28 protein-coding genes and 1 pseudogene are annotated in these 22,044 nt (G+C 34.4%); 16 read left to right on the forward strand and 13 right to left on the reverse strand.

Features of this window, described 5'->3' with window-relative positions; translation table 11 throughout:
• Positions 1 to 86: 86 nt before the first annotated feature.
• A complete protein-coding gene (locus AAGD91_RS02800; RefSeq protein ID WP_341821431.1) occupies positions 87 to 359 on the forward strand; it encodes a hypothetical protein in 273 nt (90 codons plus the stop codon).
• An 89-nt stretch (positions 360 to 448) separates the two neighbouring features.
• Here the strand turns inward: AAGD91_RS02800 and AAGD91_RS02805 are convergent, their stop codons facing one another.
• Together AAGD91_RS02805 and def are read right to left on the reverse strand one after the other, a co-directional pair.
• The gene (locus AAGD91_RS02805; RefSeq protein WP_341821432.1) at positions 449 to 1,270 is read right to left on the reverse strand and encodes a uracil-DNA glycosylase; all 822 of its coding nucleotides are present in this window, start codon (positions 1,268 to 1,270) and stop codon (positions 449 to 451) included.
• Positions 1,260 to 1,799 (reverse strand): peptide deformylase, encoded by a 540-nt coding sequence (gene def, locus AAGD91_RS02810; protein WP_253309681.1) that lies wholly within the window; start codon positions 1,797 to 1,799, stop codon positions 1,260 to 1,262. Before def ends, AAGD91_RS02805 begins: the two co-directional genes overlap by 11 nt.
• A gap of 138 nt (positions 1,800 to 1,937) precedes the next feature.
• Here def and ftsA point away from each other — a divergent pair, with 138 nt between their 5' ends.
• From ftsA to map, 3 genes are all read left to right on the forward strand, one after another.
• On the forward strand, positions 1,938 to 3,176 hold the full coding sequence (gene ftsA / locus AAGD91_RS02815) for a cell division protein FtsA (RefSeq protein WP_341821433.1): 1,239 nt from the start codon (positions 1,938 to 1,940) through the stop codon (positions 3,174 to 3,176).
• Between the two features lie 137 nt (positions 3,177 to 3,313).
• Positions 3,314 to 3,619, forward strand: a complete 306-nt coding sequence (locus tag AAGD91_RS02820) for a nucleoside triphosphate pyrophosphohydrolase (RefSeq protein ID WP_341821434.1) — start codon at positions 3,314 to 3,316, stop codon at positions 3,617 to 3,619.
• 150 nt (positions 3,620 to 3,769) lie between these two features.
• Complete coding sequence (gene map, locus AAGD91_RS02825; RefSeq protein ID WP_341821435.1) at positions 3,770 to 4,552, forward strand: type I methionyl aminopeptidase; 783 nt, start codon at positions 3,770 to 3,772, stop codon at positions 4,550 to 4,552.
• Positions 4,553 to 4,602: 50 nt separating this feature from the next.
• Here the strand turns inward: map and AAGD91_RS02830 are convergent, their stop codons facing one another.
• Positions 4,603 to 5,814, reverse strand: a complete 1,212-nt coding sequence (locus AAGD91_RS02830) for an MFS transporter (RefSeq protein WP_264736134.1) — start codon at positions 5,812 to 5,814, stop codon at positions 4,603 to 4,605.
• Positions 5,815 to 6,041: 227 nt separating this feature from the next.
• Between AAGD91_RS02830 and rsmH the strand changes: the two genes are divergently transcribed.
• A complete protein-coding gene (gene rsmH, locus AAGD91_RS02835; protein WP_253309686.1) occupies positions 6,042 to 6,995 on the forward strand; it encodes a 16S rRNA (cytosine(1402)-N(4))-methyltransferase RsmH in 954 nt (317 codons plus the stop codon).
• A gap of 354 nt (positions 6,996 to 7,349) precedes the next feature.
• On the opposite strand, the gene AAGD91_RS02840 is transcribed toward rsmH, so the two are convergent.
• Positions 7,350 to 7,649: an ETC complex I subunit gene (locus tag AAGD91_RS02840; RefSeq protein ID WP_253309377.1), complete on the reverse strand. Its 300-nt coding sequence runs from the start codon at positions 7,647 to 7,649 to the stop codon at positions 7,350 to 7,352.
• 145 nt (positions 7,650 to 7,794) lie between these two features.
• Here AAGD91_RS02840 and AAGD91_RS02845 point away from each other — a divergent pair, with 145 nt between their 5' ends.
• The 8 genes and pseudogenes from AAGD91_RS02845 to AAGD91_RS06360 all read left to right on the forward strand — a co-directional run.
• Positions 7,795 to 8,403: a 50S ribosomal protein L25/general stress protein Ctc gene (locus tag AAGD91_RS02845; RefSeq protein ID WP_064125514.1), complete on the forward strand. Its 609-nt coding sequence runs from the start codon at positions 7,795 to 7,797 to the stop codon at positions 8,401 to 8,403.
• 2 nt (positions 8,404 to 8,405) lie between these two features.
• Positions 8,406 to 8,954 carry an aminoacyl-tRNA hydrolase gene (gene pth / locus AAGD91_RS02850; protein WP_253309378.1) on the forward strand — a complete coding sequence of 183 codons (549 nt, stop codon included), beginning with the start codon at positions 8,406 to 8,408 and terminating at the stop codon, positions 8,952 to 8,954.
• Between the two features lie 691 nt (positions 8,955 to 9,645).
• Positions 9,646 to 9,939, forward strand: coding sequence for a transposase (locus AAGD91_RS02855; protein WP_253309376.1), 294 nt, complete (start codon positions 9,646 to 9,648; stop codon positions 9,937 to 9,939).
• Positions 9,940 to 10,097: 158 nt separating this feature from the next.
• Complete coding sequence (locus tag AAGD91_RS02860) at positions 10,098 to 10,586, forward strand: transposase (protein WP_341820774.1); 489 nt, start codon at positions 10,098 to 10,100, stop codon at positions 10,584 to 10,586.
• A gap of 202 nt (positions 10,587 to 10,788) precedes the next feature.
• Complete coding sequence (locus AAGD91_RS02865; protein ID WP_341821436.1) at positions 10,789 to 11,199, forward strand: DUF3168 domain-containing protein; 411 nt, start codon at positions 10,789 to 10,791, stop codon at positions 11,197 to 11,199.
• Positions 11,174 to 11,563 (forward strand): phage tail tube protein, encoded by a 390-nt coding sequence (locus AAGD91_RS02870; RefSeq protein WP_341821437.1) that lies wholly within the window; start codon positions 11,174 to 11,176, stop codon positions 11,561 to 11,563. The genes AAGD91_RS02865 and AAGD91_RS02870 overlap by 26 nt, the downstream gene beginning before the upstream one ends.
• Positions 11,564 to 11,628: 65 nt before the next feature.
• Positions 11,629 to 12,405, forward strand: coding sequence for a hypothetical protein (locus AAGD91_RS02875; protein ID WP_341821438.1), 777 nt, complete (start codon positions 11,629 to 11,631; stop codon positions 12,403 to 12,405).
• Positions 12,406 to 12,658: 253 nt separating this feature from the next.
• A pseudogene (locus AAGD91_RS06360) lies at positions 12,659 to 12,760 on the forward strand (IS630 family transposase); the annotation flags it as partial.
• Between the two features lie 124 nt (positions 12,761 to 12,884).
• On the opposite strand, the gene AAGD91_RS02880 reads toward AAGD91_RS06360, so the two are convergent.
• The 8 genes from AAGD91_RS02880 to AAGD91_RS02915 form a co-directional block, all read right to left on the reverse strand.
• Positions 12,885 to 13,373 carry a transposase gene (locus AAGD91_RS02880; RefSeq protein WP_341820774.1) on the reverse strand — a complete coding sequence of 163 codons (489 nt, stop codon included), beginning with the start codon at positions 13,371 to 13,373 and terminating at the stop codon, positions 12,885 to 12,887.
• 158 nt (positions 13,374 to 13,531) lie between these two features.
• Positions 13,532 to 13,825, reverse strand: a complete 294-nt coding sequence (locus AAGD91_RS02885; protein ID WP_253309376.1) for a transposase — start codon at positions 13,823 to 13,825, stop codon at positions 13,532 to 13,534.
• Between the two features lie 166 nt (positions 13,826 to 13,991).
• Positions 13,992 to 14,540 (reverse strand): head-tail connector protein, encoded by a 549-nt coding sequence (locus tag AAGD91_RS02890; RefSeq protein ID WP_341821439.1) that lies wholly within the window; start codon positions 14,538 to 14,540, stop codon positions 13,992 to 13,994.
• A gap of 354 nt (positions 14,541 to 14,894) precedes the next feature.
• Positions 14,895 to 15,206, reverse strand: a complete 312-nt coding sequence (locus AAGD91_RS02895; RefSeq protein WP_341821440.1) for a hypothetical protein — start codon at positions 15,204 to 15,206, stop codon at positions 14,895 to 14,897.
• A gap of 353 nt (positions 15,207 to 15,559) precedes the next feature.
• Positions 15,560 to 16,582 (reverse strand): hypothetical protein, encoded by a 1,023-nt coding sequence (locus tag AAGD91_RS02900; RefSeq protein ID WP_341821441.1) that lies wholly within the window; start codon positions 16,580 to 16,582, stop codon positions 15,560 to 15,562.
• A gap of 729 nt (positions 16,583 to 17,311) precedes the next feature.
• Positions 17,312 to 17,890, reverse strand: coding sequence for an RlmE family RNA methyltransferase (locus AAGD91_RS02905; RefSeq protein ID WP_341821442.1), 579 nt, complete (start codon positions 17,888 to 17,890; stop codon positions 17,312 to 17,314).
• A gap of 76 nt (positions 17,891 to 17,966) precedes the next feature.
• Positions 17,967 to 18,542: a DUF2497 domain-containing protein gene (locus AAGD91_RS02910; RefSeq protein WP_341821443.1), complete on the reverse strand. Its 576-nt coding sequence runs from the start codon at positions 18,540 to 18,542 to the stop codon at positions 17,967 to 17,969.
• Between the two features lie 19 nt (positions 18,543 to 18,561).
• Positions 18,562 to 19,797, reverse strand: coding sequence for a TolC family protein (locus AAGD91_RS02915; protein ID WP_341821444.1), 1,236 nt, complete (start codon positions 19,795 to 19,797; stop codon positions 18,562 to 18,564).
• Between the two features lie 132 nt (positions 19,798 to 19,929).
• Between AAGD91_RS02915 and rplM the strand changes: the two genes are divergently transcribed.
• The 3 genes from rplM to AAGD91_RS02930 all read left to right on the forward strand — a co-directional run bounded on the left by rplM (position 19,930) and on the right by AAGD91_RS02930 (position 21,311).
• Entirely contained in the window at positions 19,930 to 20,388 is a 459-nt protein-coding gene (rplM, locus tag AAGD91_RS02920; protein ID WP_253309391.1) for a 50S ribosomal protein L13, read from the forward strand.
• A gap of 10 nt (positions 20,389 to 20,398) precedes the next feature.
• On the forward strand, positions 20,399 to 20,854 hold the full coding sequence (rpsI, locus tag AAGD91_RS02925) for a 30S ribosomal protein S9 (protein ID WP_264732271.1): 456 nt from the start codon (positions 20,399 to 20,401) through the stop codon (positions 20,852 to 20,854).
• A gap of 145 nt (positions 20,855 to 20,999) precedes the next feature.
• Positions 21,000 to 21,311: an HU family DNA-binding protein gene (locus tag AAGD91_RS02930; protein WP_264688310.1), complete on the forward strand. Its 312-nt coding sequence runs from the start codon at positions 21,000 to 21,002 to the stop codon at positions 21,309 to 21,311.
• Here AAGD91_RS02930 and AAGD91_RS02935 read toward each other — a convergent pair.
• Positions 21,304 to 22,011 (reverse strand): pyridoxine 5'-phosphate synthase, encoded by a 708-nt coding sequence (locus tag AAGD91_RS02935; protein ID WP_341821445.1) that lies wholly within the window; start codon positions 22,009 to 22,011, stop codon positions 21,304 to 21,306. The genes AAGD91_RS02930 and AAGD91_RS02935 overlap by 8 nt on opposite strands.
• Between the last annotated feature and the right edge of the window lie 33 nt (positions 22,012 to 22,044).

Below are 22,044 nucleotides of genomic sequence, written 5' to 3' on the forward strand. Positions count from 1 at the left end.
GTAAAACAAAACGAAGGTTAACAGTTGCGTCTTTTTCGCAAGAATAGCTGATAAATGAATTTATGGAAAGAAGGAGTGCCTGAACTATGAAAACATTTACAGGAGAAACTATGAGAAAAAGAACATTAACTGTTACCTGTCGATATGAGCCTGATGAGTTAGCAGATAAAAGCTTATCGGATGTATACGGGCAACTGATAGAGAGATTGATAAAGAGAAAAAAAGAAAATAGAGAGAAAGAAACAAATGAAAGTAGTGAGTTTATATGCGAGAGTGTCATCGTGCAAAAAATTAAGCATAGTACGACAAATACAAGTTTTCTTGTCGTTTTAATCTGCACAGATTGCGAAGTTAAATGAAATAGCTTCAGTTTCATGATAAGGGGGCTGGCGAAACTTGTCAAGTAAGTTTTTTCGTTTCTGCGGGCTACTTCTCGACACCAGTGGTGTTAAGTATTCGTACAGTTATTGGTATTATTAAGATACTCCCTAATCTTCTTTAAATCCTCCCAGGCTAAACGTTTTTGCATTGGCTGACGCAGTAGGTAAGCTGGGTGAAATATAGCAGCTGTAGTGATTGAGTGAGATAAATATTGGTTAGTGTACGTATGAAATCTACCACGCAAATTCGATATAGTTTTTGTGCTGTCAAGAAGACTATAACACGCAATTCCCCCGACCAAAATTAGAATTTGCAGTGAAACCAGTGCAACATGCTTCTCAACAAATGGTCTGCACATATCAAGCTCTAGGTCGGTTGGCTTTCTATTGCCAGGTGGGCGCCAAAATACGGTATTGCTTATGTATACCTTAGTGCGATCAAGATTGATTGCATTTAACATTTTATCGAGCAACATTCCACTTGCACCACAAAATGGTATGCCTTGAAGGTCTTCATTTGCTCCTGGAGCTTCACCAACGAGCATAATTTTTGCGTTTGGATTACCATCGGAAAAAACAGTATTAGTTGCAGTTTTTTTTATCTCACAACCTTCAAATGATTCAACTGCACTTCTTAGTTCATCCACACTACTACATTTACTTGCAAGTTTCCTTGCTTCAATTATCCAATCACTTGGAAACATGTCTTTTCCATCTTTAGTGTCACCCCAGCGCGTATCTGCATCTTTCTTCTGGGTTCCAGTTTGGATAACAGAGGGTTGCACACCCTCTTTGCTCTCCAACTTTTTTTCCTCTTCACCCTCTGTTAGTGTGCAATCAACGCCCACTTCATGGTAAAATTTTAATAATTCTAGGTCTTCATTGCTCATAATGCTTTTTAACCTTTTGTGCTTTTTTCATGGCCATATCATACTTTAATTTAGATAAATGTCTAATATATAATATGCCATTTAAGTGATCTAGCTCATGCTGAATACACCTTGCGAGCCAGCCGCAAGCTTTTAGCGTCTGTTCCTCATTATTTAAATCCTTATATTTCACAGTCAAATATTTTGGACGCTTAATTTCATAGCTTTGCTCTGGAATTGAAAGGCACCCTTCTTTGAGAATTACTTGTTCATCGGATAATTCCGTAATTTCAGGGTTAATCATGTAAAATTTGCCAGTCGATTCATACCCTACTGGCTCGTCTTCAGCTCGAGAGAGCTGAATGTCCATAACAAAAACTCTCCTCAGCACTCCAACTTGCACTGCAGCAAGGCCAAGACCTTCTGCATCGTACACAGTTTCGAACATGTCGTTTACTAATTCTTTAATTTTATCGTTTATATCTGTTACTTCACTGGCACGTGTGATTAGTCTTTCATCAGGGGCAATTACAATTGGTAATATGGACATAAAAATTATAATTCTATGTTTTGCTTTTCCTTTTGTCCAGAATTTAGTGTATATTAAAATGTTGCTATATCTATAATAGAAATATAAATTATTAAAGAAAGCTACAATTTAAATGAAATTGCGTAATAAGGTTAACTAATGTACTCTGCAGTAATAGCAAAACCAAAGAGAAACGTTTTTGCTGTTTTAGACATAGGTACAACAAAGATTATTTGTCTAATCGTTAAAATAAATGGCAACTTCAGCTATAAAGTGACAGGAACGGGCTATAAGATTGCAGAAGGTGTAAACGGTGGGTCGATAACTAATGTAAAACACGCAAATTACTCCATCTCATCAACTATAGGTTTAGCTGAGCAAGTGTCAGAGGAAACTATAGACCAGATATATGTGAACATTGCTGGATGTGGCATCTCATCTTTTAATGTACATAATGAAATTATTGCAGCTAATCATGAAATTTCTGACCGGGATATAAAACGTGTAGTTTTTCAGACGTTTGAGAAATATATTGAAGAAAATGTTATCATTCACAATATACCACTGAAATATCACTTAGATGACATGACTGACATAAAAGAAGTTGGTGGATTGTACGGAAAAAGACTATCTGCTGATGTTAATGTTGTCACTGCTTCGCGTCCAGCGCTTACCAATATTGAAAACTGTATTACCAATAATGGTGGATTAAATATGGCAGGTTGTATTGCTTCTGCATATTCTGCAGGTCTTGTCTGTCTGAGTGAAGATGAAAAAGAGCTCGGGACTGCTATTGTTGATATAGGCGGTGGGTGCACTGCAATTGGAATTTTCAAAAGAGGGAAACTTGTGTATGCAAGCAGCGTTCCAATTGGTGGCGTTCATATCACTCGAGATATTGCTTACGGGCTATGCACAAGCATAGAACGTGCAGAGTATATAAAAATACTGTATGGTAGCACTATCGTAACTTCAATAGATGAGAACGAATATATTACAGTCCAAAATAGTGAAAATGATGAACCTACTCAAGTATTCAAATCTGAGCTTATTAACATCATAAGACCAAGAGTTGAAGAAATACTTGAAATGGTAAGAGAGCAATTTCAAGAGCAGAAAGATCCAATTAATAAAGTAGTGATCACAGGTGGAACTAGTCAACTCACAAGCATGAAGGAAATTGCAGGCTATATATTCAATAAGCAAGTTCGAATTGGGTGCCCTGAGTCTTGTAGCGGTCTTGATGGCGAATATGATAAAAATCCTGTATTTTCTGCTGCTATAGGTTCTATAAAGCTAATAGTTGACACTTTTTATAAGAATAACTCTGGAATGCTCGGTCAAGATAGTAAAATAAGTAAGTTGTACCATTGGGTTAAATCAAAAGTTACAGTTTAATTTTACTGAATGAAATTCTTATATCTATCAAAGGAAACATTATACATAAAAAACATTGTTTCAAAATTAATAAACTTGTTCGTGATCATACAACTGAAATTATACGTTCCCATGGAATTATTGTTTATGAGAGGGTAATGGAAAAAGATGAATACATTGAACGTCTCAAAGATAAACTTTTAGAAGAAGCAAAGGAAGTTATTGCCTCTAAAACCTCAGATAAAAACCTTGAAGAGTTAGCTGATTTACTTGAGTTCATACATGCATTAGGCAAAGAAAGTGGACTATCTATAGAACAAATTGAAGAAAAGCGTATCTCTAAAAAACAAGAGAGAGGCGGTTTTGAGAATCGTATCTACAATACTTACATTGAGGTGAATTCTAATAGCATCGATTACTATCACAAAAAACCTTCAGATTATCCTGAGATAGTAGTTGTATAGTTCAGATTATTAAATAGACTTCTTGCTTGACCACCTTTCATACAAATGACTTGACACTAGGATCCATAGGGCTTATTTTCATAATACGTAAAGTTATTACATTTATGTACTTGCAAGTAAGCGTACCAATTACAATAAGACATGGAAAATATGAACATAACTATACACTCACAAGAAGATTTTGAATTTATGCGCAAGGCTGGCAGGCTTGCTGCTGAAACTCTTGATTTCATTGCACCGTACGTAAAGGTAGGGGTGACAACTAATGAGTTAAATGATCTATGTCATGATTTTATAATTAATGCAGGTGCAATTCCAGCACCACTAAACTATAGGGGGTATCCAAAATCGATTTGCACTTCAAAAAATGCAGTTGTGTGCCATGGTGTTCCCGATGATAAACCGCTTAAAGATGGAGATATTTTAAATATTGATGTCACGGTGATTTTAAATGGTTGGCATGGTGATACAAGTCGCATGTTTTGGGTTGGCAAGCCATCAATAAAAGCAAAACGTTTGTGTGACGCTACTTATCATGCATTGATGGAAGCAATTAAACAAGTTAAACCCGGCAATAAGTTAAATGAAATAGGGCTTGCTATAGAGAAATATATTAGAGATTTTGGATATTCTATCGTACGCAGCTGCTGCGGACATGGTATAGGAAAAGTCTTTCATGCTCCACCAAATGTAGTGCATTTCTATGATCAAGATGAAAATCTCATCTTGAAGGAAGGTATGTTTTTTACAATAGAGCCAATGATTAATGCTGGAAAACATGAGACTCTGCTCAGTAAACTCGATGACTGGACAGTGACAACACGCGATCTTTCACTTTCTGCTCAATTTGAACATACGCTCGGAGTAACTAAAGATGGTGCTGAAATATTCACATTATCACCTAAAAATTGGCACTTCCCACCATATAATTAGATTTTTTTAAACTCTGCTATACTGCAACTATACTTGGATCTTGAAGAAAGCTAATCCTTAATTTGCGATATAGCAACTAGCCCAATTAATGCACAGAAAATCATGTAAAAACTAGCTGAAGTCTCTTGTCCTGTAACTTTGATAATTGTTGTGCATATAAATGGTGCAAGGCCACCAAAAAATCCAGCAGCTATATTTCTTGACAAGCCAAATCCGCTGTACCGAACCTTTGTTGGAAATAATTCACACATAAATGCACTGACAGGACCAAGCGATGCAGCTATTGGAATTATAAAAAGAATATGTGCCGTAAAAGTGAGTAAGTAATTGCCACTACATAACATTGAGAAAACTGGATAACTCACTATTACAAAAGCTATAAATGCAAATTTCATAACTTTTTCTCTTCCTACCTTATCAGAAAGTATTGCAAACAATATTGTCAATCCTCCGAGCGCAATTTGACTCAGTATTTCTACCATATGGTTAAAATGAGTATTTATTGTTGATGTAAGCACATTGAAAAATACCAGATATATGTAAAGAGATGAGTTTTCAACTATATCAACCCCAACTGATATCAGAAAAGGTTTTTTATAGCTATTCAATAACTCTTTTAATGGTAGTTTAGATGGATTTTTCTGTCTTTTATACTCTGGGCTTTCATCAAGTATATATCTCATATATATGCTGATTAATCCCATTGCTAAACTGAAAATGAAAGGTAATCTCCACCCCCAAGATTCAAAATCAGATACTTTTTTGCATATGAGTACTGCTATCAGGCTTAATACTGAACCAAAAATTGCGCTTAATACTTCAATGCTGCCAAAAAATCCTTTTTTGTTTTTAGGAGCGTGTTCTATTAAAAATGGTGCATTTCCTGCTTCTCCTCCAAGGGATATACCCTGCAATAATCTTAAACAAACTACCAGCATTGACGCTAGTATTCCAATGCTTTGATAACCTGGAACAAAAGCAATTAATACAGTTGATAAAGTCATTAATATAATCGAGAGCAATAAGGCAACTCTTCTGCCATGCTTATCACCAATGTGACCAAATATAGCAGCGCCGACTGGTCTCATTAAGAAACCCACTGCAAACACTCCAAAAGCCTTCAATACGCTGGTTAGTTGATCATCCGATGGAAAAAACACACCACCTATTATGTTTATTAAGTGGCCAAAAAGCATGTGGTCATACCACAATAAAGTGTTACAAATCAAACTTGAAAATATTACTTTTGTTATTTGCTGCATAATTTTCTATAGTTTGTTTAGTATTTAGTAACATACATTACTTTTTTTATATAATAGAAAAATTTGAACATTATATTAATAATAGTATCTTATTAAATCTTAATATTTTTATATCATTGACTATATTCAAGTATTTTTATATTATTGCCTATATATTTCCATGAAATATCGTGTTTTAGTGGGAAGCTATTTTTATTTGTATGCACAGAGTCTCTTGATGGAGCACTATGACACACACTCCAGTTTTGTTAAAAGAGATGCTATCACTACTATCACCGCAGGATGGTGGTATATACGTGGACGCCACATTTGGAGCTGGAGGGTATAGCAAAGCAATATTGGAGTCAGCTGATTGCAAGGTATATGCAATTGATAGAGATGAAACGGTAACTAAGTTTTATGATGATTTAAGCGTTAGATATCCCGATAGAATAAAACTATTCATTGAGAAGTTTAGTAATATTAAAAGTATACTAAGCAGCGTTGAGCCATCTCCTGTCATCCCAGTACTTGATACTGGAAAAAATAACTGGTCACGCGCTGGAATGAAATCAAACGGAGTGGATGGGGTGGTTTTTGACATCGGAGTTTCATCTATGCAGCTTGATAACGGAGATAGAGGGTTCTCATTTTTACATGATGGTCCACTCGATATGAGCATGGATAACTCTTCTTATATAAACGCTTCAACGTTTGTTAACGCTTTACGCGAAGAAGAAATTGCAAATACTATATATAACTACGGAGGAGAGCATCATTCTCGCAAAATCGCAAGAGCAATAGTAAGTGCACGGAAGAAGAAAACTATCAAAACTACATTTGAGCTTGCGAACATTGTACGTTCTGTGGTGTTCCGTGGAAAAAGCAAAATTGATCCTGCAACCAGAACATTTCAGGCAATCAGAATATGGGTAAACGATGAGCTGGGAGAACTTGAGAGGGGCATTAAAGCTGCATCTGAAATTTTAAATGAGAATGGCAAATTAATTGTTGTCACCTTTCATTCTTTGGAAGATCGTATAGTCAAAACTTTTTTTAAAGATCTATGTGAGCCAAGATCTACTGATTGTAAGACATTCTCTCTTCTAAATAAAAAAGTGATCAAAGCAAGTATAGAAGAAGTAAGTGCAAATCCGCGTTCACGCTCAGCAAAACTAAGAGCTATACAGAAGTTGTCATGAGAACTTTCTGCATCATCTCAATAGTTATGTTTTTTCTTAGCATTGTAGGACTATTTAAGATAAAACTACATGTTCAGTCATTAAATAGAGAGCTAATAAAAATAAAAAGTGAAATTAGTTTAGTACAAAGTGATATAAAAGTTTTACAAGCAGAGTGGAGCTATTTGAATAATCCAAAAAGACTTGCAAGCCTTGTAAAGAAATACCTAAAAAATAACTCTTTAATACTGGCTAGCCAGGTTAAAAATCTTGACTCTTTAAAATGGCCGCAGTGTGTTAGCACAACTTAAAACCCAGAGTTAAATTGGTTATACTAAGCTTTATCTTTTACAGATAAGCACACCACAATAAACCTTACTTTAGTATGAAATTGCTTGCGTAAGATTTTGGCAGCCTCTTAACATTTTTTGGCATTTCAATTACGTATTTAACGTTGCGTTTTTTTGCGTAGAATACTGCTTTTTCAAGAGAATCAAACTTTAATACAATCTGTTTTTTTGGATCTTTTGAGCCAACCCACCCCATTAAAGGTTCAATGTAGTAAGAACCAGATTCAATTTTTAGGTGCCAGAGATTTGTATTACCTAAACCAGATTGTGTTGCAGTTTTTGTTGGTTTATAAATCCTAAAAACTACTTTATCATCAATGCCCATAGTTCTTGTTAAATAAGCTTAAATATACATCTAAATAAATCCTTTCACAAACAATTAGTATGAAAGAATGAAGTTTGAAATAAATATTTTTATGTTATATTATTATTAAATTATATTAAAAGGATTAGCTGAATAGGAGTAATCGATGACGCAACAAGAAATAGTAACAATTAATGCAGAGTTACGTGATATAACAAAAACAAAAGCGATGCATTCTCTAAGGAAGAAAGGAAACATCCCTGGAATCATATATGGAAAGGGTCATGATAATGTAAATTTAACATTGTCTGCAAAGGAATTCACGAAGCAATATAAATCAGGCTCTCTTTCTGCACATTTGATAGAGCTGAATATTTCGGGCAAAAAGGAATATGCTCTTGTTCGCGATATCCAATTGCATGTAGTAAAGGATACTGTGCAACATGTTGATTTTCAATTTGTTGATAAAGGCAGCGAAATTAAAATAGACATACCTCTATCATTTGTGAATGAAAGTAAAGCTCCAGGGATCAAGTTAGGTGGAGTGCTTAATGTTTTGTGTCGTTCTATTACTGTTAAATGCTCTCCTGATAAAATACCTCAGGTTATAGAAGTTGATTTATCTGGTAAAATGATTGGCCAATCTATACATATCAACGATGTAAAATTACCAGAAGGTGTTAAGTTTGTAGCTCATGAAGAAGAAAATTTTACTATTGTTACAATTTCTGCTGCCGATAGTGACGTTGAAGAACCTCAAGCAGAAACAGAGTAATAGTGCATCTGATAGTTGGACTTGGTAACCCTGGTGGTCAATATGAGTTAACTCATCATAATATCGGCTTCATCGTAGTTGATAAAATTTACAAATATTGGAATTTCCAGTCGTTTTCTAAAAAAGCCGATTATCTAATAACCTCTGGCATAATTAATGATAATAAAATCATGTTAATAAAGCCTTATTCATTTATGAATAATTCAGGCATCCCTGTTGCAAAAATACGAAACTTTTACAAATTATCGCTAGATAATATCGTTGTCATACACGATGACGCTGATTTGGAAATTGGAAGAATAAAAATAAAGAAAGGTGGTAGCTCTGCTGGACATAATGGACTTAAATCCATAGATAGTTTTATTGGTAATGATTATTGGCGCTTGAGATTTGGAGTGGGTAGACCTGAAGATGAAAAAAGCTTAGCAGATTATGTATTATCAAAATTTTCAAATTTTGATAACGTTACTCCCTTAGTGGAAAAAATAGCAAAAAATATACACTTAATGCTGCAAGGAGATAATACAGCTTTTATCAATTTGATTGTATAATATTATGAAACACAAAACTAAATTTTACACAATTAAAATAACAGATTTCTTGTACTACCTCCCAAGCCACAACTGTCATTCAGTGGAAACAAAAAACTTCCTTGACAAACTCCGCCAGCCCCCTTATTATGACAATAAGGGTATTTATGACTCAAAACTTGTTTTTGACCTGCAGGCTCAATGACAAAATTCAGTAAAAAACTTAGGGTATTTTTTGGCGGATTACATAAAATTATAGCGGCTGCATGTCTTTTTTATTTTTTCTACATTCAGCCAAATCGCGCTTATTTTAAGGGTTAGCACATTATTACAGCGCCAGTTTAAATTATTATAGGGTCAAAACTCGCATCACGGGAGTTCTTTGCCTTTTTTTTCTGCCTGGTAAATTTCTTAAATATTAAAGCTAAGGTTAGTTGCATTTAAAAGCAGCTAAATTGTAGTGTTTAAGACTTAAAAAACGCCAATACTGAAAATAGACAATGACTAGGGCTTCTTTTGCTTTTTTTTATTTGGTAAATTTCTTAACATTTATAGCTTAGGTTAGTTACAAATTAAGAGCAATATTCACTAGGGAGGATGTCATCCGAGTAGCTGACACTGGGATGGCTTTGTTGCATCGCTCAAGTAAAAAGAACTGGCAGTTACTGACAAAATTCATTATAAATAGCCATTTAACTGTTGAAGAAAAAATATGCCACAAAAAATGAGAGTCAGTAACTGCCATGAATATAACAAATTTCTCCAAGAAAGAGGAAGCATTTTTTGTTATATCAATGATGCCATAGAAAATTGGTACGAGAATTGTCCAAAAATGCAGGGCGGCAACTATATTTATAGTGATAAAGTTGTGATTTTGGTGCATATAATCGTCAGTTTCTTTAGAATTGGTTTAAGACAAACAGTCGGGTTTATAAAAGGGTATTTGCAACAAATAGGAAGAGATTTGGCAGTTATCAGCTATTCACAAGCATCAAAAGAAACTTAATATTAAGATAAATGATTGCAGAATTGATAAAAATAATATGGAAGATATCGAAATTGCTATAGACAGTACAGGAATTAGTATATACAACAACACACAGCAAGGAAAATAGCACTGACAGAAAATATCGTGGCTATGAGAAAACGAGAAAATTGCACGTAATGTTGAATATAAACAACAAAAAAGCCATAGCTGTAAAATACAGTAACGGTGTCTACTCTGATCACTATGGAGCTTGTGATTTGCTAAAAGAAGTTGATTTTCAGCATGCCATAAAAGCACTATATGCAGATAGAGCATGTGATAGGCACAAGTTTTATAAGTTGTGTAACGAATATGATATAAAGACAAAAATTCCACCAATAAACAATGCGGCAGAACATCCAGAAATAGATTATATGTCTGACAGGAATGCTGCTATTACGTTAATAAAATTATACGGTGAAGATGGCATGAAAGAATGGAAAAAAGAAGTAAATTATGGGAAAAGATCTTATATTGAAGGGTTTTTCTCAAGATTAAAGCAAATATTCGGATTTAGTTTTAGGAATAAATCTGAGATAAATCGAGAAAAAGAACTGCTAATCAAATGCTATTTGCTTAATAAATTCACTGATATTGGTATGGCTAAATTTGAGATAGTTACATGAATTTACCATAAATCACCATCTCATAAAGTGTGATGCAACAAAGCCCACTGGCATCCAGAAAAATTGATTGTGCACTATACAACATTTTCGATCAAAAGCTGGATTCCATTGTCAAGCACTGGAATGACACCATCTGCCACGCAAATTGCCTGCAAATTGCAATGTCCGTACAGCCGCGTCTGAGTAAATCTGAGGATTAATCATGGAAAAAATTCAAGCTATAAACGAGTTGTACTATAGTATTTATGCAGCACTAAAAGCAAACTCTGATTTAAGGAAATATGTTACTAACATTTATGACTACTTACCTAAACAGGTCACCATTCCTTACCTGAGATTGCATGTAGTGAATTATAATAATCTGCACATGCTGTCCAATTTTGCTACAAAGGCAAGATTTTCATGCGACATATATACCCATCATATAGGCAGTATGTTTGCCATTATAAGGCATATTAACTTGATACTTAAGAGTATTAAATATTCTGATAATGAAACTATTTTGGAAAGTAATTGTGCTATGAGTCAGCACGATGAAATTTTACATTCAACAATTAATTTTGATATTTTAATTAAAGGAGGCGATAATGAGCAAATTACAGCTAAAAATTAAAGATCATGACAATAATTTTATTGTGTTAAATAATATACGAAACCTAAGGTTTACTTTGCGTAATAACAGAGAAGAGGTGAAAGATATTTCTTCTTTTGGCTGGAGAAAAGTGCTCGATTGTGCTGGAAGCAGACACATTACGATAAAAATTAATGGAATTTTAGACTCTGTATTAGCTGATGAATTATTACGTAATTCTGCCATATTAAACTCTAATAATGATTATGAAATTAATTTTAACACTAAGGAAAAGATCAGATTACGGTGTTCAATTGAACTGTATGAGAGATATTATGACCCCGCTGCTTTTGACAGTTTTACTGTAATTTTAGCGAGTGCTGAAGTTGTAAACGCTTTTCATTAATGTTAATTTAATTTTTTCATATACAATAGTAACTGGTGAGAATTTTAACTAAATTAAAAAAAATCATGAACGACGAAAACCTTTTCGAGGAAGACGGTGGTAATATTGAAGAAAATAACAATGACAGAAGAGAGAGAAGTTTAGAAAATGAAAATCAAGAAGAACAATACAAAGAGGAAGATAAGCAATACATAATACAGTATATTCAAGACTATTTAAAAGTTTTTGAGGATATTCTAAATCAGATCGACGAAGGAATTGATAATTCGGATAGTTACGAAAGGACTATACAAATAAAGCGAAGCATAGACAGGCTCATAGAGACTTTATATAGTCAGGCTGCGTCTGAAGATATTGATGCAGAATTTGAAACCATAAAGCATACTCGCGATAAATCAGAATCTATGAAAAGGGTTAGAGAGAAAAGAAGGAAGCAAGCAATAGAAGAAGTATTAAGTAGCATGTTTGCCCAGCAACAAAAGGAGCTAATGAACGCTAAACACTTAAGTCATGGACATGAAATAGCACATGATGATGAAGCAAAAAAACGAGTGAAGTCTTCAATCAGGGGAGTGTTGTTTTCGGTGATTGCTCATAGGATGGATCCAAGAAGGAGAGCAGGGGAAACTGCTGACGATAACGAAAAGCAAGCTCATATATATGGCAGGGAAGCAGTTGGTGGAGCTTTAGGTGCATTGTTAAAAACATTTTTAATAGCAGTTACTGCCGTTGTGCGCGAAATTGCTAAGCCACTTCAGCATATCAGCAAACAGGAAACATCTTTTGCAAAACAAGTTGAAGAAAGCAGAAACGCAGATTCACAAAAAGGTCGATCTGTGTAGACTTTTCCTTGTAATAATCTTTCGATTCTACTGTCTGTTAATTCATAATTAGGGTTATATAGCTAACTGAAAAAAGGTTACCCCAGAAGGGATAAAAAGGTATAAAATGGCTTTAGATAAGGTAGAATGGTGCCAAAGTGAGGATCTGAGGGAACGTGTTTTGAAAGTAGTAGACGAGAAAAAAATGACTATGGAGAAGATAAGCAAGAGAAAAGATAATTGAAAAATTTGGCAATATGTGCAAAGACAAAGATACTCGCCGGATTTAAATCCAATTGAAAAGTTATGGTTTGCCATCAAGCATGCCATAAGAAAAGCTCTGCAGAACTTTTGGCCCGATATCAATTCGGCTATTGATTTTAGCACTCGGGGAAACCTTACTTGGGTTAGCTATAGTTTGCTTGCTCACAAGAAAACTTTCCTGGATGCCAGTGGGCTTTGTTGCATCACACTTTATGAGATGGTGATTTATGGTAAATTCATGTAACTATCTCAAATTTAGCCATACCAATATCAGTGAATTTATTAAGCAAATAGCATTTGATTAGCAGTTCTTTTTCTCGATTTATCTCAGATTTATTCCTAAAACTAAATCCGAATATTTGCTTTAATCTTGAGAAAAACCCTTCAATATAAGATCTTTTCCCATAATTTACTTCTTTTTTCCATTCTTTCATGCCATCTTCACCGTATAATTTTATTAACGTAATAGCAGCATTCCTGTCAGACATATAATCTATTTCTGGATGTTCTGCCGCATTGTTTATTGGTGGAATTTTTGTCTTTATATCATATTCGTTACACAACTTATAAAACTTGTGCCTATCACATGCTCTATCTGCATATAGTGCTTTTATGGCATGCTGAAAATCAACTTCTTTTAGCAAATCACAAGCTCCATAGTGATCAGAGTAGACACCGTTACTGTATTTTACAGCTATGGCTTTTTTGTTGTTTATATTCAACATTACGTGCAATTTTCTCGTTTTCTCATAGTCACGATATTTTCTGTCAGTGCTATTTTCCTTGCTGTGTGTTGTTGTATATACTAATTCCTGTACTGTCTATAGCAATTTCGATATCTTCCATATTATTTTTATCAATTCTGCAATCATTTATCTTAATATTAAGTTTCTTTTGATGCTTGTGAATAGCTGATAACTGCCAAATCTCTTCCTATTTGTTGCAAATACCCTTTTATAAACCCGACTGTTTGTCTTAAACCAATTCTAAAGAAACTGACGATTATATGCACCAAAATCACAACTTTATCACTATAAATATAGTTGCCGCCCTGCATTTTTGGACAATTCTCGTACCAATTTTCTATGGCATCATTGATATAACAAAAAATGCTTCCTCTTTCTTGGAGAAATTTGTTATATTCATGGCAGTTACTGACTCTCATTTTTTGTGGCATATTTTTTCTTCAACAGTTAAATGGCTATTTATAATGAATTTTGTCAGTAACTGCCAGTTCTTTTTACTTGAGCGATGCAACAAAGCCATCCCAGTGTCTGGGCACTGGGATGACACCCTTCTGGTGGACAATGTTTGTACAGAGCTACTTGGATGACAAGAAAGAGCTACAAAACAACCTTTGGTTCGCGCAATGGAGAATACACCTTCTTCACTTCAGACAAATGGCTACTTACCCCCGATTCACGATCTTTGTAAATAGCAGAAACATGCCGCATAATACCTAGTTTTATCTGCTCAGGAACATTGTCATAGCCAGCCTCGTATACAACATCAACTCTTATTGCATTCAAATAATTGAAAAACTCAACGTAGCCCCCTACATCACTAAAATAATACTTAAGTGTTCTCTTCTCTTGACCTTTAGACATCATTGCAGTAGCCAATACTATCTTACTCACAGGGCCATAGCTTAAATAGATCCTACGAGGTACATAATCTTCATATGAAACTTGCCATGTTTGTTTCACCAGCGACTTTTCCATATGCCACTCAGCATAATCAGTTGCCATAAAAATTAGATCTGAAATCAACTTATCATCTTGATCGTTCTCAATGCGTAAAAAAGATTTAACCTCTTCTAAAGTAACTGGAAAAGATTCAGGCTTAGATTTACGTTGCACATGTATTCTTGGTGAAGTAGATCTTGTTGACATGATAACCCTCCTTATAAATATATTTTTGTCATTCTAACACTCCTTATTTTGTCATCCAAGTAGCTCTGTACGAACATTGTCTACCAGATCCAAGTGGCTGACACTGGTTTCTTTATGATGGCAGTGCTTGACACTGGAATCCAGCCTTTCACTGTCAAAGATGTTATTTTTAATATAAGGTTAGTCACTTTCGTGCTCACCAACTTAATCTCTAATCAAAATTTCTGGATCCAAGTAGTCAGGGCACTGGGATGACATCTTTGTGTTTGAGGCAAAACCGGCTATAATATTTCTTCGCAAACAAATGTTCGTACAGAGCTACTTTCATGACACCACGATTATGCTATAAATTCTTTATCGTATGAATATATTAAGAAGAGAACGTATTAAAGCTGTTTCTCCTTTTTTCTTGATAAAATTTGAACTTATAGCATATTCAACTAGGCTGGATTTTAGTAGATTAACATTTTGAGAATGAATATTATTGAAGATGGAGTTTAACTCTTTAGCAAGCAGACTGCGAAATTTTTGCACACTGTCATATGCGATATTTTCAAGTTCATGTGCAAATTTATCTTGAGCTATAGTTGTTATATCTTCAATTTCCTTATTAAACTCCTCTAGCTTTTTTTCGTTATTTTTAAAATTTTTCGTAAAAGTTTTCATATCAATTAAACTCAACTACTATTATGATTATAATGATAATGAAAAACTACCGAAGTAAAAAATTCACACTACTGTGTAACTTGCAAATACTTTTTACTAGTCACACGCTAGGGCTATAGGTGTCATCCAAGTACCCCCTTCCCGTCATCTGAGTAGCCTCCTTTTCCTGTCATCCCAGTGCTTGATACTGGGATCCAGGATTTTGATTGGACACTGGGTTGGTAAGCATAAAAGTGTTATGTTAAAACACAACGTTCTTGATGAGATTACGGCAAGGCTGGATTCCAGTGTCAGCTACTTGCATCTGCAAATTGCAATGTTCGTACAACTCTGGGTGCTGTACAAATCAAGTTTTACAAACACTGTTGTGCTGAACCTTGAATATCCACTTCTTTCAATTTAGTGGTAGGTTTTGGTTCAGCGATGGGTTTTGATATTGCGTATGTAATGCCACCGGCTATCAGTGCAGATACCACAGAAGCTGCAACTATTAATAGAGCAGACAATCCGGAAGCGATACTAAGAGCAGCACCTACTACTAACATAGCTGCAAGGCTCGCATAGGCAACTTTTGGGGAAAATTGTCTTTTTCCTATTTTTTCTAGTGACACTTCATTTGTTTTAGTTTTTGTTTTGCCTGATTCACCATTAAGCGTTGCGTTTTTACTTTTTAGATCTTGTATTTGTTGTTTTAGTGATTGATTCTCTTCATTGAGTTTATTAAGTGCTTCCAACCTAGTTCCATGTCCAGTGACACAATTTCTCAATACTTCTAGTTCTTTTTGCGCTTTTTCTAATAGTACTTCATTTGTTTTAGTTTTTGTTTTGCCTGGTCCACTCTTAAGCGTTGCATTTTCACTTTCTAGATCTTGTATTTGTTGTTTTAGTGATAGATTCTCTTCCTTTTGAGATCGCAGTGCGTTTTCCAGAGTCTGATTATCAACATTTTCCTCAACATCATTTGCCTTATCATGATTTGTTTTGAAGTTGAGAGGGGTACTAAATGTGGTCTCGCGTTCTGATTCTAGACCACTTTCGTCGCTAACATTTTCATCAGTTGAAATTTCAGACACACTACTACTCAGATTTTTTACTACATTTTTATTACTTTCATCTTTTTTGTCTGTTGTAGTTTTGTTATTTTCCCATGCTTGTGCTCTTTGTTTTACTGAAATGAAGTTTTCTTCTTCATTTTCACTACTACGCTGCAACAAGATGTCAGTATTAGTTTTTATTTCAACACTCTTATTTTCAAGCCCATTTGTAGTACTCGGTACAGCATCTTTTGAATCTTTTACATAACTATATTCATTAGATGACTCAAATATTTTTGCTCTATTCTTAACACTAACAGGTGTATATTTCTCTATTGCCATAACCTTTCCTCTCAATTTATTTATTATTGCTGAATAGTCTCACAAAAAAGTTAAGTTTGTCGAAATTCCATGTTTGATCTAGAAATTAGTCATAAACATTTTCTTATCTGTCATCCAAGTAGCTGACACTGGTTTGCTCTATAGTGTTATCATCCCAGTACCTTCTCCTGTCATCCCAGTGTCTGGGCACTGGAATGACACCATTTCCATGAATATTGCTCTTAATTTGTAACTAACCTAAGCCATGAATATTAAGAAATTTACTAAACGAAAAAAAGGCAAAAGAAGCCCCATGGTTGGCTAGTTATTTATATGTACTTCAAAATATTGGCGTTTTTTATTCTAAACGCTCCAATTTAGCTGCTTTTAAATGCGACTAACCTAAATTATAAACGTTAAGAAATTTACTGAGCGGAAAAAAAGGCAAAGAAACCCCAGGGTAGCTAGTATTCAAATTCTCCCTTGTCTATTTGACGTCTTTTACTGTCTTAAACGCTTTATAAGCGCGTTTCGGCTTGTATAGGTAGAAACCTAAAAGTTTTATAAAGACATGAGGTGCACATAGTGCAAAAAATTAAGCATGATTTACGCCAAATACATTAAGTTTTTTTGTCATTAATCCACTGCAGAGATTGCGAAGATAAATAATTAGCTTCGGTACCATGATAAGGGGGCTGGCGGAGTTCGTCAAGGAAGTTTTTTCGTTTCTGCGGGCTACCTGGGTTAATATTATATAGGAGATCTGCTGCCAATAAAGCCTAAACTTACCAAATACATTTCTGTAGATTCAGATCTACTTGACTTTGGTTTAAAATATTTTACTGTTTTAAACATTTTTTTTAGCTCGTTACAAAAATCTTTATCAGATTCTCCTTGGAAAATTTTTACTACAAACGTGCTACCATGGCTCAAGAAATGCTTTGCAAAATTGAGCGCTGCCTCACATAAAAGCATAATTCTGATATGATCCAACGATTTTAAACCACAAGATTCGGGCGCCATGTCAGATAAAATTACATCAAATTTTTGATCCTTGAATTTTTCTCTTAAAATTTCAAGCCCATTGATAATATCACATTGTATAAACTCTACTCCATTAATTGCGTTCATTGGTTTCATGTCAAGAGCAACTACATTTGCACCTTTCTGAGACGCGACTTGTGACCATCCACCAGGAGAAGCACCAAGATCAATAATTTTTTGCCCTTCTTGGAATAATTTAAATTTATTATCCATTTCTACCAGCTTATATGCTGAGCGTGACCTATAACCATCCTTGCTAGTTTTTCGCACATACTGATCATTCAAATGACGATGTAGCCACCTTGTTGAAGATAGTTTTCTGCCTCTAGCCGTCTTTACTCTAGTTTTTATTGCTAATACCCTACTTATTATTGATTATATCTTTGAGCTCTTTTTCAACTACTTCTTTTACCAGTGCATGTAGATATTTATTCAGCCATTCTGAGAGCTGAGGTTTTAAAAGAGATGTAACTAATTCTTCAACAGTAAGATTCGCTCTTTTTTGTTGTTTATGCTGCAATTCGTTTTGCATTTTTCCAAGCAGTGCTTTGATCTCTTCCATATTCTCTTTTAAAATTAGATGATCATTATTTTGCGCTTGTAAGCCTCTATTACTCGCTTTGTTATTACTCATTTGGATATTATCGTACAAATAAATATCTTTTTTTTCTTCTAAATTGTAGCTATGGCCATCAAATTGGTTATTGTTGCAAGCCATTTCCTCACTTTGGTCATCATTATCAATGTTCTCTTCTTTACCATTTTCTTTTTTGCCATCTTCTTCCATGTCTTCTGGATACTCTTCTTCAAGGCATAGCACATCATCATTTTCATCCTTTATTTCTGCTTTATCGTTACTTGCGTTTTTACCCGATATAGCTTTTTTTATATCTTCTAGAATATCTTTTACAGATTGATTGCCTTGTTCATCATGCATAGTGCTAATACCATTAAATTTAGAGATTTATACTATTTATTATAAAAAGCAAATTATAAACACTAGTTACATAATTGCTTTTTGCTTCAACTAAGTCTGAACGTGCTTTAAATAATGCATCTTCAGTGTCCAAAAGGTCAGATGTACTCTTTAAACTTAAGTTTACCTCTTGCTCAACTCCTTCCAATGCTAAAGCTGCTGCTTTTCCCGCTTCTTGACTTGCTTTAATAATGGCTTTTGCTGTTAGCACATTATTCCAAGCATTTACAACTGCTTGTTCTATATTTTTTACCGTTTCATAATAATCGTAGGTAGATTTTTTTGCATCCATTTTAGCTTTACTGACACCAAAAGCATTCGCTCCTTTTTTAAAAATTGGAACATCAAGAGTAAAAACTATATGAACATTTTCTAATAGCTTGTCTAATTTTACACCATCCTTCCCAAAATTTTTGCTTGCGCTTAGATTTAAAGAAGGAAGCCACTTGGAGCTTTCAGCGATCACTTCCATTCCGGCTGCTCTTTTTTGATAAACTGCTGCTTTTAGAGATAAATTATTGGTTTTTGCTAATTGTAAACATTCATTTAGCTCTGGGACAGAAGGTAGTTTATCATTAGCTTCAGAAAGGTCATCAGCATCTTCGCCAATCAAATGATAATAAGCAATATTTGCCAATTTTAATTTACCTTCAGCATCAACTCTTTCGGATATAGAAGACGAAAATTTTGCTTTTGCTAACGAAACTTCAGCATTGGTTACCTCTCCAAGGGAAAAGCGTTTTTTCATAGCTGACAAATGTTCCAAAGAAACGCGTTCTTTATGTTCTCTGAGCTTTAATATTTCTGTCTTTTGTAAAACACCAACATATGCTTTCACAGCATTAAGTGCAACCTCTTGTTTTAATTGCTGAAATCGCATTTTTTCTGCTTTGAGAAGATGACTTGATCGACTGAATGTGGCAAAGGTGCCACCTCCATCTATTATCCTTTGGCTTAATATCAGACGTTTTCCAGGTAAATTAGGTTGATTATAAAGATTAAAATTACTATCAAAATTGTACTGCAAACTAATGTCAGGTAAAAATCCAGCTAACCCAGAAGACTTAAGCTGTTTTTCTGCGCTTTTATATTGGTAAAATTGAGACTTTATTTTTGAGCTATTTTTGATCGCTTTGCTTATAACTTCTCCCACATCGGTTGCATAGCAACTTATAGTACCAAAAATGATCGCAAGTGTAATAATCAATCGAAACATTCTACTTCCTGTGCATATTGGTTGCGCAGCTCAATTACTAACATAAATTACTTTAATAATCAATAACTAATATTGTTGACACTATTGAGAAATTAAGTATATAGTAGCTTACTATTGTTTAGTTAAATTATAATGAAAACTTTTTTCTTAAAAGAGAAACAAATCGACAAAAAATGGTTTGTCATAGATGCAGAAGGATTAGTGGTAGGAAGGCTTGCAGCATTTGTAGCGACACTATTGCGTGGAAAGCATAAACCTGAGTATACACCTCATATGGATTGTGGCGATAATGTAATTATTATCAACGCAGAAAAGGTGCATTTTACCGGGAAGAAGCTTAAAGATAAAATTTACTATAAGCATACAGGTTATTCTGGTGGTTTGAAGAAAACTACTCCAGATAATATTTTAAATGGCAAATTTCCTGAGCGTGTAATAAAAATGGCAGTGAAAAGGATGCTTGATGATGGCCCTATGGCGCGTAGACGCTTTGAAAATTTGTATGTTTATTCTGGTTCAGAGCATAAGCATCAAGGGCAGCAACCTGAAAAGATAGATTTTGCCTCTTTGAATCGTAAAAATAAAAAGTAATGGAGTAAAAATGAAGAGTTCTACAATAAATAATAATGATTGGTCAGAAAAGACAATTAAATCAGCAGTTGATTCGCTTGGTCGTTTATATGCTACAGGCCGAAGAAAAGAATCTGCAGCAAGAGTATGGATAAAGCCAGGAAGTGGAAAATTTAGTGTTAACAAAAAAGGCGATCTAATTTCTTATTTTAAAAGAGAGTCAGTGTGCCAAATAGTGAAAATGCCATTTGTAGCAACTTCTACGTTAGACAAATATGATGTATTCGCAACTGTAAAAGGTGGAGGGCTATCTGGTCAAGCAGGTGCTCTAGCTCATGGAATAAGCAGAGCTTTAAGTAGTGTAAGCCAAGATTTGCATTCTATATTACGTAATGGTGAGTTCTTAACTAGAGATTCGCGTGTTGTTGAACGTAAGAAATATGGTCAACATAAAGCTCGGAAAAAGTGTCAATTTTCTAAGAGATAGTTATTTCATAGTGGTGTTTTTTTGTAAGTATTATACAAATATTTGCAAAAGTGTATGATATCCTCTATTTTTGTGATGAATTTAGTTGACTATCAGTGTCAACATAATATGCTATTTGTGTGATTTTTCAATATTAAGGTAATTTATGAGTAAAGAAGATATAATAAAACAGTTAAAGGAAGATTGTTCTGGTCAGAATATAGATATAACAAAATCTGATTTGAGCAAGATTCATGATGCGTTTATTAAAATAATAAAGGATGAGCTGCATGGGAAAGGTGAAATACGTTTGCATGGAATAGGAACATTTTCTACTGCTATAAGTCAGGAGAAACAATGTCGTAACCCCCAAAATGGTGAGATCATGACTGTTCCTGAAAAGACAAGGGTAAAATTTAAAGCAAGCCAAACTCTTTTAAGTATTTTAAATGAGAAGGAAAAAGCAGCAGTTAGTTAGACATTATCATTTTCATTGTTTTTACTACGCTGTGTAAGCCATAAAATACAGCTTCGCTAATTAAATAGTGGCCTATGTTAAGAGCTGAGATGTGAGGTATTCTTGTCATCTTCTTAGCGTGTTTATAAGTTATGCCATGTCCTGCGTGGTATTCTATTCCTAATTTATTGACGTACTCTGCAGCATTAGTAATTAACTGTAACTTTTTCTCTGATGGATTATCACAGTAATCCCCTGTGTGAATTTCTATTATGTCAGGTTTTATCTCTAGCTTCTCAAGATATTTTAGTTGATTAATATTTGGATCGATAAACAGTGAGACTTTTATGCTAGAGCTATGCATTTCCTCTATTATACTAGAAAGTTTGCTGTGCATATTAATGATATCCAGGCCACCTTCGGTTGTTAATTCTTCTCTTTTTTCTGGTACTATACTAATCGAATAGGGTTTTACCTTTTTTGCTATTTTAAGCATTTCTTCCGTGGCTGCAATTTCAAGATTTAGCTCAGTGCTAATGCTTTTTTTTAGGTTAAATACATCTTCATCTCTAATATGCCTTCTATCTTCTCGTAAGTGTACAGTAATAAAGTCTGCTCCAGCGTCAATGGCTATTTCTGCTGCTTTCAATAGATCTGGGTAGGAAGTTCCGCGTGCGTTGCGGAGGGTTGCAACGTGATCAATATTAACACCTAGTTTCACAATCTACCTCAAAAATTATTTATGGATTATACA

The organism is Wolbachia endosymbiont (group A) of Myopa testacea (genome assembly GCF_964027115.1).
GTDB lineage: Bacteria > Pseudomonadota > Alphaproteobacteria > Rickettsiales > Anaplasmataceae > Wolbachia.

Bases quoted from the DNA above. Each gene is read 5' to 3' on its own strand.
- AAGD91_RS02800 (WP_341821431.1), top strand. From the start codon at position 87: ATGAAAACATTTACAGGAGAAACTATGAGAAAAAGAACATTAACTGTT.
- AAGD91_RS02805 (WP_341821432.1), bottom strand. From the start codon at position 1,270: ATGAGCAATGAAGACCTAGAATTATTAAAATTTTACCATGAAGTGGGC.
- def (WP_253309681.1), bottom strand. From the start codon at position 1,799: ATGTCCATATTACCAATTGTAATTGCCCCTGATGAAAGACTAATCACA.
- ftsA (WP_341821433.1), top strand. From the start codon at position 1,938: ATGTACTCTGCAGTAATAGCAAAACCAAAGAGAAACGTTTTTGCTGTT.
- AAGD91_RS02820 (WP_341821434.1), top strand. From the start codon at position 3,314: ATGGAAAAAGATGAATACATTGAACGTCTCAAAGATAAACTTTTAGAA.
- map (WP_341821435.1), top strand. From the start codon at position 3,770: ATGAACATAACTATACACTCACAAGAAGATTTTGAATTTATGCGCAAG.
- AAGD91_RS02830 (WP_264736134.1), bottom strand. From the start codon at position 5,814: ATGCAGCAAATAACAAAAGTAATATTTTCAAGTTTGATTTGTAACACT.
- rsmH (WP_253309686.1), top strand. From the start codon at position 6,042: ATGACACACACTCCAGTTTTGTTAAAAGAGATGCTATCACTACTATCA.
- AAGD91_RS02840 (WP_253309377.1), bottom strand. From the start codon at position 7,649: ATGGGCATTGATGATAAAGTAGTTTTTAGGATTTATAAACCAACAAAA.
- AAGD91_RS02845 (WP_064125514.1), top strand. From the start codon at position 7,795: ATGACGCAACAAGAAATAGTAACAATTAATGCAGAGTTACGTGATATA.
- AAGD91_RS02855 (WP_253309376.1), top strand. From the start codon at position 9,646: ATGCCACAAAAAATGAGAGTCAGTAACTGCCATGAATATAACAAATTT.
- AAGD91_RS02860 (WP_341820774.1), top strand. From the start codon at position 10,098: ATGTTGAATATAAACAACAAAAAAGCCATAGCTGTAAAATACAGTAAC.
- AAGD91_RS02865 (WP_341821436.1), top strand. From the start codon at position 10,789: ATGGAAAAAATTCAAGCTATAAACGAGTTGTACTATAGTATTTATGCA.
- AAGD91_RS02870 (WP_341821437.1), top strand. From the start codon at position 11,174: ATGAGCAAATTACAGCTAAAAATTAAAGATCATGACAATAATTTTATT.
- AAGD91_RS02875 (WP_341821438.1), top strand. From the start codon at position 11,629: ATGAACGACGAAAACCTTTTCGAGGAAGACGGTGGTAATATTGAAGAA.
- AAGD91_RS02880 (WP_341820774.1), bottom strand. From the start codon at position 13,373: ATGTTGAATATAAACAACAAAAAAGCCATAGCTGTAAAATACAGTAAC.
- AAGD91_RS02885 (WP_253309376.1), bottom strand. From the start codon at position 13,825: ATGCCACAAAAAATGAGAGTCAGTAACTGCCATGAATATAACAAATTT.
- AAGD91_RS02890 (WP_341821439.1), bottom strand. From the start codon at position 14,540: ATGTCAACAAGATCTACTTCACCAAGAATACATGTGCAACGTAAATCT.
- AAGD91_RS02895 (WP_341821440.1), bottom strand. From the start codon at position 15,206: ATGAAAACTTTTACGAAAAATTTTAAAAATAACGAAAAAAAGCTAGAG.
- AAGD91_RS02900 (WP_341821441.1), bottom strand. From the start codon at position 16,582: ATGGCAATAGAGAAATATACACCTGTTAGTGTTAAGAATAGAGCAAAA.
- AAGD91_RS02910 (WP_341821443.1), bottom strand. From the start codon at position 18,542: ATGCATGATGAACAAGGCAATCAATCTGTAAAAGATATTCTAGAAGAT.
- AAGD91_RS02915 (WP_341821444.1), bottom strand. From the start codon at position 19,797: ATGTTTCGATTGATTATTACACTTGCGATCATTTTTGGTACTATAAGT.
- rplM (WP_253309391.1), top strand. From the start codon at position 19,930: ATGAAAACTTTTTTCTTAAAAGAGAAACAAATCGACAAAAAATGGTTT.
- rpsI (WP_264732271.1), top strand. From the start codon at position 20,399: ATGAAGAGTTCTACAATAAATAATAATGATTGGTCAGAAAAGACAATT.
- AAGD91_RS02930 (WP_264688310.1), top strand. From the start codon at position 21,000: ATGAGTAAAGAAGATATAATAAAACAGTTAAAGGAAGATTGTTCTGGT.